At 52.4% G+C, this 12,654-nt stretch carries 12 protein-coding genes; 5 read left to right on the top strand and 7 right to left on the bottom strand.

Annotated elements, in window-relative coordinates; translation table 11 throughout:
* Positions 1-4 precede the first annotated feature (4 nt).
* From IE074_RS12640 to IE074_RS12660, 5 genes are all read left to right on the top strand, one after another.
* Positions 5-1,120, top strand: a complete 1,116-nt coding sequence (locus tag IE074_RS12640; protein ID WP_373297823.1) for a flagellar basal body P-ring protein FlgI — start codon at positions 5-7, stop codon at positions 1,118-1,120.
* 15 nt (positions 1,121-1,135) lie between these two features.
* A complete protein-coding gene (flgJ, locus tag IE074_RS12645; protein WP_189385819.1) occupies positions 1,136-2,185 on the top strand; it encodes a flagellar assembly peptidoglycan hydrolase FlgJ in 1,050 nt (349 codons plus the stop codon).
* A gap of 115 nt (positions 2,186-2,300) precedes the next feature.
* Complete coding sequence (flgK, locus tag IE074_RS12650; RefSeq protein WP_189385820.1) at positions 2,301-3,953, top strand: flagellar hook-associated protein FlgK; 1,653 nt, start codon at positions 2,301-2,303, stop codon at positions 3,951-3,953.
* An 11-nt stretch (positions 3,954-3,964) separates the two neighbouring features.
* The gene (flgL, locus tag IE074_RS12655; RefSeq protein WP_189385821.1) at positions 3,965-5,200 is read left to right on the top strand and encodes a flagellar hook-associated protein FlgL; all 1,236 of its coding nucleotides are present in this window, start codon (positions 3,965-3,967) and stop codon (positions 5,198-5,200) included.
* A gap of 16 nt (positions 5,201-5,216) precedes the next feature.
* Complete coding sequence (locus IE074_RS12660; protein ID WP_189385822.1) at positions 5,217-6,656, top strand: methyl-accepting chemotaxis protein; 1,440 nt, start codon at positions 5,217-5,219, stop codon at positions 6,654-6,656.
* Here the strand turns inward: IE074_RS12660 and fliR are convergent, their stop codons facing one another.
* The 7 genes from fliR to IE074_RS12695 form a co-directional block, all read right to left on the bottom strand.
* Entirely contained in the window at positions 6,657-7,436 is a 780-nt protein-coding gene (gene fliR, locus IE074_RS12665) for a flagellar biosynthetic protein FliR (RefSeq protein ID WP_189385823.1), read from the bottom strand.
* Between the two features lie 40 nt (positions 7,437-7,476).
* Positions 7,477-7,746: a flagellar biosynthesis protein FliQ gene (fliQ, locus tag IE074_RS12670; RefSeq protein ID WP_189385824.1), complete on the bottom strand. Its 270-nt coding sequence runs from the start codon at positions 7,744-7,746 to the stop codon at positions 7,477-7,479.
* A gap of 32 nt (positions 7,747-7,778) precedes the next feature.
* Complete coding sequence (fliP, locus tag IE074_RS14990; RefSeq protein ID WP_308429765.1) at positions 7,779-8,912, bottom strand: flagellar type III secretion system pore protein FliP; 1,134 nt, start codon at positions 8,910-8,912, stop codon at positions 7,779-7,781.
* Positions 8,913-8,938: 26 nt separating this feature from the next.
* Positions 8,939-9,370: a flagellar motor switch protein FliN gene (gene fliN / locus IE074_RS12680; RefSeq protein WP_189385825.1), complete on the bottom strand. Its 432-nt coding sequence runs from the start codon at positions 9,368-9,370 to the stop codon at positions 8,939-8,941.
* Positions 9,371-9,382: 12 nt separating this feature from the next.
* Positions 9,383-10,483, bottom strand: a complete 1,101-nt coding sequence (fliM, locus tag IE074_RS12685; RefSeq protein WP_189385826.1) for a flagellar motor switch protein FliM — start codon at positions 10,481-10,483, stop codon at positions 9,383-9,385.
* Between the two features lie 2 nt (positions 10,484-10,485).
* The gene (locus IE074_RS12690; protein ID WP_189385827.1) at positions 10,486-10,995 is read right to left on the bottom strand and encodes a flagellar basal body-associated FliL family protein; all 510 of its coding nucleotides are present in this window, start codon (positions 10,993-10,995) and stop codon (positions 10,486-10,488) included.
* A gap of 194 nt (positions 10,996-11,189) precedes the next feature.
* Positions 11,190-12,647, bottom strand: coding sequence for a flagellar hook-length control protein FliK (locus IE074_RS12695; RefSeq protein WP_189385828.1), 1,458 nt, complete (start codon positions 12,645-12,647; stop codon positions 11,190-11,192).
* Between the last annotated feature and the right edge of the window lie 7 nt (positions 12,648-12,654).

Here is a 12,654-nt window from a genome sequence, read left to right on the forward strand (position 1 = left end):
GACAATGAAATCCGGAATCCTGAAACACCTCATGGCATTGGTCTTATGGGTCGGTGTGGCTCAGGGTTTTGCCCTGGCTGAACCGTTGCGAGACCTGGCCTCCATCCAGGGGGTGCGCGACAACCAGTTGATTGGTTATGGTCTGGTGGTAGGTCTGGATGGCAGTGGTGACCAGGTGCGTCAGTCGCCCTTTACCCAACAAAGCCTGACCAATATGCTGGCCCAGCTGGGTGTTACGGTGCCTGCAGGGGTCAATATGCAGGTTAAAAACGTGGCGGCAGTCATGGTAACGGCAACCCTGCCTTCGTTTGCCCAGCCTGGTCAATCCATTGACGTGAACGTCTCTTCCATGGGTAATGCCAAAAGCCTGCGGGGCGGCACCTTGTTAATGACCCCTCTTAAGGGGGCCGATAACCAGGTATATGCCCTGGCGCAGGGAAATATCGTGGTGGGTGGGGCGGGGGCCCAGTCTGGTGGCAGCCAGGTCCAGGTTAACCAGTTAAATGGCGGCATGATTACCGGTGGTGCTCTGGTGGAGCGCACGGTGCCGACACGTTTCAGCAAAGACGGTATTATCCGGATAGAAATGCATGATACCGATTTTGGTACCACTGAAAATGCCGTGGCAGCCATTAACAAGGTTATGGGAGCAGGCGCGGCAAGATCCGTGAACGGACGCGTCATTGAGGTGCGTGGCCCCATGGTTGAATCGGCGCAAGCCGCTTTTCTGGCCCGTTTGCAGGCTATTAATGTCACGCGTGCAGCGGCACGCGCCAAGGTTATCGTGAATGCGCGTACCGGTACCGTGGTCATGAATCAGTCGGTCACCATTGATCAGGCTGCCGTGGCTTTTGGCAGTCTGGCCGTGGTCATTGACCAAAGTGTTGATGTGAACCAGCCCGATACCCCTTTTGGTGGCGGGCAAACTGTTGTTACACCCAATACCAATATCCAGGTTCAGCAGCAACAGGGCAAATTGCAAATGGTGAATCGAGGCGTGCGTCTGACAGATGTGGTGCGTGCCTTAAATGCCCTGGGTGCCAGTCCGCAAGACCTGATTTCTATTCTCCAGGCATTAAAAAGTGCCGGTGCCCTCAGGGCCGATCTGGAAATTATTTAGTTAACAGGAGTCGCCATGACAATTACCAGTTATATCCCCCGTCCCGGCGTGAGCCGTTCTGCTCCACAGTTTGTCATGGACATGAATTCGCTGCACCAGCTCAAGCGCCAGGTGGCCGGGCAAATGAATACCTCGCTGGAAGATATTGAAAAAGGCGAAAAAGAAGTTGCCCAGCAATTTGAGGCCCTGTTTATCCAGACGCTGTTAAAGCAGGCACGTGCCACGCGTCTGGGGGAAGGGATGTTTGACAGCGACCAGACTCGTTTGGTGCAATCCATGGCCGATGAGCAAATGGCGCTCAATATGGCTTCGGGCAAAGGCATTGGCCTGGCCCAGTCCTTGCTGGAACAAATCAGGGAAAGTGGTTCGGCAGCCTTGCTCAATGCAGGCAAGTCAATGGATGCGGGTTCTGTCCCGGGCGTTAATAACGCAACGTCAGCGTCCATGCCCATGGAAAACAGGGATGCGATTGGCGATCTGATTTCCACCCTGGGCAACCGGGTAAGAAGTTTCGCAAAAAACATGGCTTCGGTTATTGGTGTGGCGGATAACGCCCCGGAAAGGATCAGCAGTTTTGTTGAGAAAATGGGCCCCGCCGCCAGTGCGGCAGCAGCCGGTTCAGGTATTCCGGCTTCGCTTATTTTAAGCCAGGCCGCGCTTGAGTCGGGTTGGGGACGTCGCGAAATTTTGCATGAAAACGGGCAGACCAGTCATAACCTGTTTGGCATTAAGGCAACCGGTGGCTGGACAGGTAAAGTGGTGAATGTCATGACCACCGAATATGTCAATGGGGTGGCCAAAAAAATGGAACAGCCTTTCAGGGCCTATGATTCTTATGAGGAATCCTTTGCCGATTATGCACGCCTAATTAGCCAGAACAAGCGTTATCAGCATGTATTGACCGCAGAAAATGCCCATGAAGCGGCCCGGCAGATCCAGAAAGCCGGTTATGCCACAGACCCCAAGTACGCCAGCAAACTGATCAGTATCATGGGTTATTTTGAAGACCGTTCTCTGGCTGGCAATACAGGGTCAGGCGCAAATAAGCGGATTGCCAACATTTAAGACGGCCAGCGTGTTTAAGCCAGCCAGCGTGCCTTTTTTGGCGGTCCGGCTAAACAATTGGATTTTTCTGCCGTTAACCAACAGAAAGACAAGCAATATTTATTGACGGAAAATTATGAATTTGGCCAAACTTGGGTTAACCGCCCTGAATACGGCGCAGGCTCGCCTGACAACAACCAGCCATAATATTAATAACTACGATACCGCCGGTTATACCCGGCAGGAAACCCTGATCTCAACGGCGGGCGCTTCTTCATCGGGTACCGGTTTTTTTGGCCGGGGTGTTGCGGTAGAGACCGTTCGCCGTGCTTATAGTTCTTTTCTGAACAGCCAGCTTGTTAACAACGAAAGCAAGGGTGCATTGCTGGCTGCCTATGGTGGCCAGATTTCGCAAATCAATAATGTGCTGGCAGACCGTACCGTGGGTATCGGGCCATCCATCCAGTCGTTTTTTGATGGTGTCAATGCGGTAGCCAGCAACCCTGCCGATCCGGCTTCGCGCCAGGAACTGTTGGGCCGGACCCAAACCGTAGTTACCCAATTCAATGAACTGGGCCACTTCCTGGATCAGCAACGCGGCGAAATCAATAGCCAGATTGACAACTCGGTCATCTCTATTAATGCCCACCTTAGCCGCATTTCCCAGCTTAACCAGCAAATTGTGCAGGCCAAGGGTGTGAATCCCAATCATGAACCCAATGACCTGCTGGACCAGCGCGATTATGAAATTTCACAATTAAACCAGATTGTGAATGTCAACGTGGTTGAACAGGACAACCAGGTCAGTATTTCGGTGGGAAATGGTCAGCAGCTGCTGACCCAAAATAAAATTTATCCCTTGACAACCGGGCCGTCGGCAGAAAACCCCAAAAATACCGTGGTATATGCCACCATTCCGGTTGGCAGGCAGGGTGAAGTGGTTAAGGTTGAACTGGACGAAACCAAAATAACCGGTGGTTCGTTGGGTGGCTTGTTGAAATACCGCCGCGAAAGCCTGGAAGTCGAGCAGCGCGAGGTTGGCCAGCTGGCCACTGCGTTTGCCCTGTCCATGAACGAGGCCAATGCCAAAGGCCTGGACTTGAAAGGTGAGCCGGGGCAGGCGTTTTTCAATGTGCCCGCTCCTATTGCCACCGCCAATTCGCAAAACGTGGGTAATGTAAACCTCACAGCCAGCTTCCAGTCTGACGCTGCAGGTAAAATACAGGCTTCCGATTACGCCATTTATTTTGATGGCAATAATTACACCGTCACACGCGAAAGCGACAATCACATTATTCATACCGGTACCACGCTTGATGGCGTTGCCGTTGATGGCATGCAATTGAAAATGGAGGGCGGTGTGCCCTCGGCGGGCGATCGCTGGGCGTTGTCTGCGGTGGCGCACAGTCCGGTGCAAATCAGTGTGGCCATGACCAGTGCCGACCAGATTGCCGCTGCTGACGCAGAGGGTGGTGTGGCCAACGGCAATAATGCCCTGGACATGGCAAAGCTGCAAAGCAACAAAGTGTTGGGTGGCACCAAAACCTTTAATGAAAGTTTTTCACAAATCGTCAACCGTGTAGGGGTTCAGGCCCAGCAAAACGAATTCATGATTGCCTCCCAGAATGCCCTGACCAAACAAAGCTATTCATCACAACAGGCTTTGTCCGGGGTTAACCTGAATGAGGAATACATCAAGCTTGAAGCAGCCCAGGAAATGTTCCTGGTCGCCTCACGTATTATTGAAGTCAGCTCTGTGCTGATGGATACCATTTTATCTTTGAAGTAAAGGCTTAAGGCATGCGCATCAGTACCAGCCAGTTTTATAAAACAGGATTAAACACCATCAATGCCCAGCAATCCCGGCAACTGGATATCTTTACGCAAATCGGTACCGGCAAGAAAATTGTTTCGCCCAAAGACGATCCGCTGGGAGCCGCCCGGGCATTGAATTTATCCAACAATATGGCCATTAATGACCGCTTTGCCGAGAACCGTAGCATTGCCAACCAGAACCTGGCTTTTGAAGAAAGTATCCTGAACGAGGTGGCCACCACGCTGGTTGCCATCAAGACCAGAATTGTGGAAGCGGGCAATGGCACCATGGCAGATGCCGATCGGGCTACGCTGTCCGAGGTGGTGAACAGCCTGCGCAACCAGGTACTGGGCCTGGCCAATAGCACTGACGGTAACGGGCAGTTTATTTTTTCCGGCAACCAGTCAGACCGTGCCGCTTTTGCTCCCGATGCCACCGGCAAGATCAACTGGCAGGGAGACTTGGGCAACCGTACCATTCAAGTCAGTTCTTCGCGTCAGTTAAGTTCTGCCGATACCGGTTATGTGGTATTTACCCGTGCCGTTTCCGGAGAGAACAGTTATTTGACAGCGGCCGCCAGCACCAATACGGGGACCGGGCAAATCAGCAGCCCCAATATCAGCGATGCGGCTGGTGCCAATGTGGGCAACAATTTCAGTATTGTCTTCAGTGGTACGCCGCTGTCTTACACGGTTGAAACCCGGAATGCCGATGGCGTGGTACTGGGTACTGACGGCCCCAAGGCCTATGATGCCAGTCAGCAGCGCCTGGTCTTGCCAGGTGGCGTCGATGTTGCCTTTTCCGGCACTCCGGCCGAGGGAGATACATTCAGCGTTAATCATGCCCGTAATGAAGATATCAATATTTTCAACACGCTGGATAACCTGGCTGCCGCCCTTAATACGTCTACCAGCAGTGACCCGCAGGCGGCCGCCAGATTGCGCAATGCAATGTCATCGGCCACCCAAAGAATTGATGCCAACTACAACACGGTGCTAACCACCCGTGCCTCAATTGGTACAAGAATGAATGAAATTCAGGCACTGGACGCCAGTGGCGAGCAGCGCAGGCTTGATTTCAGAAGTGAAATTTCCGCCATTGAAGATGTTGACTTTTATGAGGCAAGTACCGAGCTGACCATGCGCGGTATGGCGCTTGAAGCCGCATCCCTGGCATTCAAGAAAATCCAGGGCCTTAGTCTGTTCAAGACTTTAGGTTGATATTGGAGTTGGTACAATGAATTTATCTGCAATACAAATTAAATCCAGCCTGCGTATTTTGGTGGCCATTATTATTTTCGGTACCCTTGCCGTGCTGGCCATGGCGGTCGTCAGTAATTTCCAAAGCACAAGCTCTATCCAGACATTAAGCCAGGCGCTTTCGCAGTATGCCCCTGCCGATGTGGCATTGGAAAACACAAAATTGCTTGAGCAATCCGAAGAAAACACACGTTATGTGATGGTGACATCGGTGGTGATTGCCCTGTTCACCCTCTTTTTTGCTTTCTTTGTGCATCGTCTGTTAACCGCGGTGATTGTCAAGCCGTTTGCCCGGGTGGAAGACTACTTCAGCCGCATGTCCAAGGGTGAGCTTAACCAGAATATCCAGGTGGTTGGCAACAATGAAGTGGCGCGTATCATGCGTGGCCTGGTGGACATGCAGGACAAACTGGGCAGTATTGTTGATCAGGTACGCGATAACCTGAATGTCATTAATGAAAACGGTGACAAGCTGGGTGAAGACAACCTGAATTTAAGTGCGCGTACCGAGCAGCAATCGGCCGCTTTGCAAGAGACCGCAGCCAGTATGGAAGAGCTCTCCAGTACCGTTAAGCAGAATGCTGAAAATGCCCGCCAGGCCAATCAATTGGCGGTTCAGGCTTCACAGGTGGCGGAAGAGGGCGGCGATGTGATGCGCAAAGTGGTTAGCACCATGGAAGAAATATCCGTGGGCTCCAATAAAATTGCCGATATTGTCAGCATGATTGACAGCATTGCCTTTCAAACCAATATCCTGGCCATTAATGCCGCGGTTGAGGCGGCACGTGCCGGTGAGCAGGGCAATGGTTTTGCGGTCGTGGCTTCAGAAGTTCGTGCGCTTTCCCAGCGCAGTGCCGAAGCAGCCAAGGAAATCAAATTGCTGATTGACGCTTCGGTGGACAAAGTGGGGGATGGTGCCAAACTGGTGGGTCAGGCCGGTGAAACCATGAGAAACATCGTGACTTCCATTTCAGAAGTGACCACCATCATGGGCGAAATTTCTTCCGCAACCGAAGAGCAGGCCACCGGGATTGACCAGATCAACCGCGCGGTGATCCAGATGGATAACGTCACTCACCAGAACTCGCAACTGGTTGAGCGCCTGACTGCCTCAACCAATTTCCTGAATGAAAAAATTGATGAAGCCATGAATACGATGGCCCTGTTTGTGACCAAAGGCCATCGCTCATTTGTAGACCAGGCAATTTATCAGTCCAGGAAAGCCGGTGTTAAAAAATCATCGCCCGCACTGGTTGCCGTTAAAAATGAAGCGCCATCACTTTCATTGCAAGAAGCCTGGAGCCAGCGCATGGAGTTTGGCGAGCAAGACGTGCCCATGTTAACCGAAAGGCCCGATGAAGCGTTGCGTTCTCCGCTCAAACCCCATAAAAAGCAGGATGACTGGGTCTCTTTTTAATTAAAACCCATTCATGATACGCCCCATCTGTTCAAACCCGTTGAAGAAAAACACTTCAAGGAACTGATTCAGATAGGGCAACACGACCATTAACAGCATCATGCTGAAGGTCAGGGTAATGGGGAAACCCACTGCGAAGACTGATAATTGCTGCGCGGTACGGTTAAGTATGCCCATGGCCAGGTTAATCGTGAGCAGGGAAACAATCATGGGAATGGCAATGAGCATTCCGGCAATAAAGATCTGTGTGCTCCATTCTATAAGCAAACCAATGCCATTCAATTGAAGGGTGGCATCGCTGATGGGAACAATTTCAAAAGACCGTGCCAGTCCCGAAATTAAAATAAGATGCCCGTTGCCAGCTATAAAAATAAGCATGGCAAGGGCATTGAGCAGGCGTGACATGACGCTGGTATTGCCACCGCTGGCCGGATCAAAAAATGAGGCGAAAGAAAGTCCCATTTGCAGGCCAATCAACTCGCCGGCCATATTCACCGCGGCAAACACAATACGCATGGTAAAACCCATGGCCATGCCAATCACTATTTGTTTGGCCATCATGATCATGGCGGCCCAGGAATCGGGCGGAATGGTTTCAAACGGGCCAATAAACGGCGAAATGGCCACCGTTAAAATAACCGAAATGCCAATCTTGACCATCACGGGCACGGTTGATTCGCCCAGTACCGGTGCACTGCCCACAAAGGCCGCGATCCGGCACATGGGCCACAGGAACAGGCCAATCCAGGTGTACAGTTGATCCAGGGTGAAGTTAATCATAAGGGGTAGCGGCTAAGCGGGCGCTTGCAAACGCAGGCGTTTACTGGGCCAGGCCAGGAATGGAAATAAACAATTCCCGTATATAGTCAGTGAGCGAGCCTATCATCCAGGGCCCCAGCAGCACCAATACGGCACCCACAGCCAGAATTTTAGGAATGAAAGACAGTGTCATCTCGTTGATTTGCGTTGCCGCCTGGAAAATGGCGATTACCAGGCCCACCACCAGCGTGGTCACCAGCAGCGGGGCCGCCAGCGAAAAGGCCAGACGTAAGGCAATATACGTCATTGACATGATGGATTCTGAAGTCATGCAAATTCCTTGTAAACAGGCGCAGGCCGTGATTATTGGTAAAAGCTGCGTGCCAGGGAGCCCAGCAGCAAATGCCAGCCGTCAGCCAGCACAAACAGCATCAGCTTGAACGGCAGGGAAATGGTGACCGGTGGCACCATCATCATCCCCAGCGACATCAAAACGCTGGCAATCACCAGGTCGATAATCAAAAACGGGATGAAAATCGTAAACCCGATCTGGAAGGCGGTTTTCAGTTCACTGGTCACGAAGGCCGGAATCAGGATCCGCATGGGTACGGCTTCGGGACTTTCAAATTCGGTCAGATTGGCCATATCCGCAAACAAGGCCAAGTCGCTTTCCCGGGTTTGACCAATCATGAAGGCATGGATCGGGCGTGAGGCCCGCTCTACGGCCTGTTCAAAGCTGATCTGGCCTTCATTCAGGGGAACATAAGCCTCTTCGGCAATCTGGTCAAGGACCGGTGACATCACAAAAAAAGTCAGGAACAGGGAGAGCCCGATAATCACGCTATTGGGGGGTGAAGCACCGGTTCCCAGGGCGTTGCGCAGCAAACCCAGCACAATCACAATACGGGTAAAACCGGTCATCATTAAAATGACGGCAGGCAAAAAGCTTAAACCGGTCAGCAAAAGCAGGGTTTGCATGCTGAGCGAATAGGTTTGCGAGCCATCGGGGTTGGCGGCACTGGTAAGTGCCGGCAAGTTCACCTGGGCAAATGCCGGATCCCCCATGAACAAAAGCGCAGGCAACAGGCAAACCAGCAGCATTTTAAGGGGCAAGTGCCGCTTCAGGGCCTCACGAAAAGTCATCTTGCCATCAGTAGAAGAAGTGGGGGGCGATGATACCTTGCCCGGTGAGGAATTGCCAGTGGTCTCGCTGCCAGGAGCACTGCTTTCCGGCGGGGCCTCAGGGGCCGGCATTTTATGCAGCAGATTGATTTGCTGGGCAGTCACACCCAGCACCAGTTGCTCGTTACCCGCCTGTACCACCACCACTTCAGTGCGTGGCCCCAGCGGGGTACGGGAAATAACGGGCAGGGCGGGGTTGCGCCTTATTTTGCCCAGCAGCCCGGTTTTACGGGCCACCATGCCAAACAGGATAATACAGAACAGTACCAGCCCAAGCGCGGCAAAAACCCGGATAATGGCCAGTTGATCCATCATGATCCCTTAATGTGGCTAACCGCGGTTTAGCGACGGTTGAAAGGGCGGTTCAGGCGGTTAAGGCGTTCGGCCGGGGTGATAATATCGGTTAAGCGCACGCCATAATTGCCATTCACGCTGACAATTTCACCCTGGGCAATCAGCATGCCGTTAATAAGGACGTCCATGGGCTCGCCTGCCTGTGCGCTAAGCTCAACCACCGAACCCTGTCCCAGCTTCAGGATATCCTTGATGGGCAGGCGGGCACGACCCAGTTCAACGCTAAGCTGAACCGGAATATCCTTGATGAATGAAAAATCGGGGTGAACCTCTTCGGCAGGAGGAGCGGGATCAAACGACTCGAAAATGGAATCGTGTGTCTGGCTTGCCGTTGCACTGGCCTGTTCGGCCATGGCTTTTTCCCATTCACTGGCCAGATCGTCCTGGTTGATATCTTCAGATGGAGTAGTATTGCTCATGGTTTTTTCAGATTAAATAGGTTTTTCAGCGTTAATACGACCGGCACTCAGGTCATTGTCATCAAGTAAAATTTCATCATCAATGGTGGTGTCTTCAAGCACCACTTTGGGCTCTTCAGGCGTGTCAAAATACGGAATTTCAAGACGCTTGATCACGCTAAGCGCATAGTGTTTGTTAAACGTACCATATTTGGCACTAATCACCGGAATGCCATCCACGGTGGCCTCTATTTCAGTGGGCAACTTAATGGGCAAAACACTGCCTTCTTTCAGCGCCATCAATTGTTCCAGCGTGCATTCGGTGGTGGTGAAATTGGCCACCAGCTCTACTTCGGTCTCGGGAACCTGGCCCGACAGCTGACGCAGCCATTTGTTTTCATTGCCCTTGACGCTTTCATCCTGAAAAGGCTCGGTGAGCAAGTCCCGCAAAGGTTCTATCATGGAATAAGGCAGGCAGACATTCAGCAGGCCGCCAATAGTGCCAAATTCGATACGAATGGGAGTCACCACAACCACCTCGTTGCTATTGGCAATATTGGCAAACTTGGTGTGCATTTCAGAACGCAGGTAATGGTATTGAATAGGATAAACCGGTTTCCAGGCGTGCACATAGCATTCAAGGGTATGCATCAGAAGGCGATGAATGATGCGTTGTTCGGTGGCGGTGAAGTCGCGGCCTTCCACCCGGGTATTTTGCTTTATCTGCCCGCCAAACAGGGTTTCTATAATCAGGAAAACCAGGGTGGGGTCAAAGCAGAACAGGGACAGGCCACGAAGGGGTTCGAGCCTGACCATGTTCAGGTTGCTGGGCACCGGCAGGTTGCGTTCAAATTCGGCAAATGTCTGGATTTTAATGGGCAACACCGAAATATCGGCATTGCGTCGCATGAAACTGAGCAAAACGGCCCGCAGGTTGCGGGCAAAACGTTCATTGATAAGCTCGAAGGTCTGCATTCGCTTGCGAATGACCCGTTCAGGTGATGACAGGTCATACGGGCGGACGCCATCGGGGTACACCTGTTCTTCAACCTCGATCTTGGGCGTGGGTGTACCTTCTATTTCAGCAAAAAGGGAATCTACCTCGTTTTGAGATAAAAACGTATCATAGGCCATTTTTATTGCACAACAAAATTGGTAAACAGTACATTGCTAATGTGCTGGGTATACGGTTCCGGATAAAACGCAGGCAACAATACACGTTTGACCGCTTCTTTAATCAGGTCGGGTGTTTCTTTGTCATGAATGGTTTCAGGGTTCAGGGAAGACAGCTCTATCAGGATGCGGCTACGGGCCTCGGGCAAATACTTGCTTACGCGTTCCATGCTGGCCTGGTCTTCAAAGCGCAGGGTAAAGCCCACATACAGCACCCGCGAGAAACCGTTGCGGTTAAGGGTAACGGTAAAAGGGTCCAGTTCCATGAAAATGGGGTTGGCACTAACCGTGGGAACAGACGGGACGGCAACCGGCTGGGTGGCCTGTTGGGCCTGTGCCGGTTGGGCGGGCAGCATCTTGCCCATGTAATACCACATACCAGCACCCCCTATGCCAAGGCATAAAATGATGATGATTAGCGTCTTGAAAAAAGAACCCGACTTCGGGCTTGCGTTATTTGTCTCTTTGCTCATGAAGGGCCATTATCAAATCTAAAAAAACACCAGGATCAGCGTATATTTTCGCTGATAAACCGCAAAGCCATTGCCTGGAATAAAGGGGGTTTTCTCCCTTTATAGACCATTTAAGGGATAATGCCAAAAATTGGGCAGTGGCCGGGCCAGGCAGATTTTATCAGGCAAATGAGCTGCTCAGGAAAATATCCTGATCAGGCAAAGGTGTTGATCAGCCCATCATGCTGGCGTGACGGGCCGGTGGCAGGCACGCCTGCATCGGCCAGGATGCCGGTGCTGCCCTTGGTTTGCCCGGCCGTACCCGGGGCATTATCATCTTCCATCAAAAAACCGTCCCGCCGGTCTTGTTGCCCGACATGGGCCTGGCCCAGGGAAAGGCCTTTTTCCTGCAGGGCCTGGTGCAAATCGGCCAGCGAGTTTTCCAGTGCCTGGCGAACCGCGGCGTTGCTGGCCACAAAGGCTGCCTGGGCCACCCCGTCCTGAATGCTGACGGACACTTTAATAGGGCCCAGCTCGGGTGGGTCCAGGCGCATTTGGGCAATATGCGTGCCATTGGCCTGCTGCCTGAAAAACAGGCTTGCCTGGGTAGCCAGCTGCTGGCTCATGGCCTGTGACCAGCCCGGATGGTAAAAAGACGTACCAATGGAAATAAGCGGGCTGGCGGATGCTTGCGCCTGGTTGCTGGCCGCCAAGGTGCCAACTGCCGGGTTTGCGTTGGCATTGGCATGAGTGGCAACAGTGGCATCAGGCAGTGTGTCTGATGCCGGGTTGGCCAATGGTTGGGCAGGTGTTTGGTGATTGAAATTTCTGGGGTCTGCCAGGTTGGGCGTTACTGCCTCTTGCGAAAGCCGGCCTAACCGGGCCTCACGGATTTGACTGGTCGCCTCTTTATTGGCAGTAAGGTTAACGGCCCGGCCGGCAGCGTTTTGTTTGTCAAGCGCTGCCAGTTGGCTGGCGGTAAGCATTGTATTTTCCGTACTTGACAAAGTATCTGGCTTTTCTTTACCGGAACCGGCCAGCCTGTCTTTAGCAGACGGCGCCAAAGAGCCTGCGGCGGTTTGCGCTTCCAGCTCTGCGTGAGCCGGGTTTTTGCCAGACAGACGGCTGGCCAGATTTCTTTGTGGTTCGATCAGCTGGCTTAAAAGGGTATTTTCAAGAGATGGCTTGCCCATGTCGCCTGCATTGACACCTGCTTCGGATATGCCCTGTTGCAGAATGGCGTGTTCTGCCAAAACATTGACCGGCAGGGCCTCACTTGGAGTTTGCGCGGCATTTGGGCCATTTTCAGGTGTTGTCCGGTTTTCCGCATCTGCGGTATTTTCGTTGGGTGCTGCAGCCTTGTTTGCCTGTGCTGCATCATCATTAACGGATGCTTTGTTTTCAGCAGTGGAACCGTCATTTTCAGTCTTGCCCGAAGCCCGGTTGTTTTGGGCTACAGGTTCTTTACTGGCAGCTTGGGCTGTCACCTTGCCGTTTTCAGTCGTGTTTTGGGTGGCCGAACTTGCAGGCGATGGCTTGTATTGTGATGAGGCCGGCGCCTGCATGGCCAGAATGCCTGAAAACGTGTTATTGGCGCTGTCGGCATTGTTGCTGCCTGCCGCATTGTTTTTTGAGAAGTTGTTGGCACTCAGGTTGTTGCTGATTGTTGTCATTGTCATA

This window comes from Advenella faeciporci (assembly GCF_014652395.1).
Taxonomy (GTDB): domain Bacteria; phylum Pseudomonadota; class Gammaproteobacteria; order Burkholderiales; family Burkholderiaceae_B; genus Advenella; species Advenella faeciporci.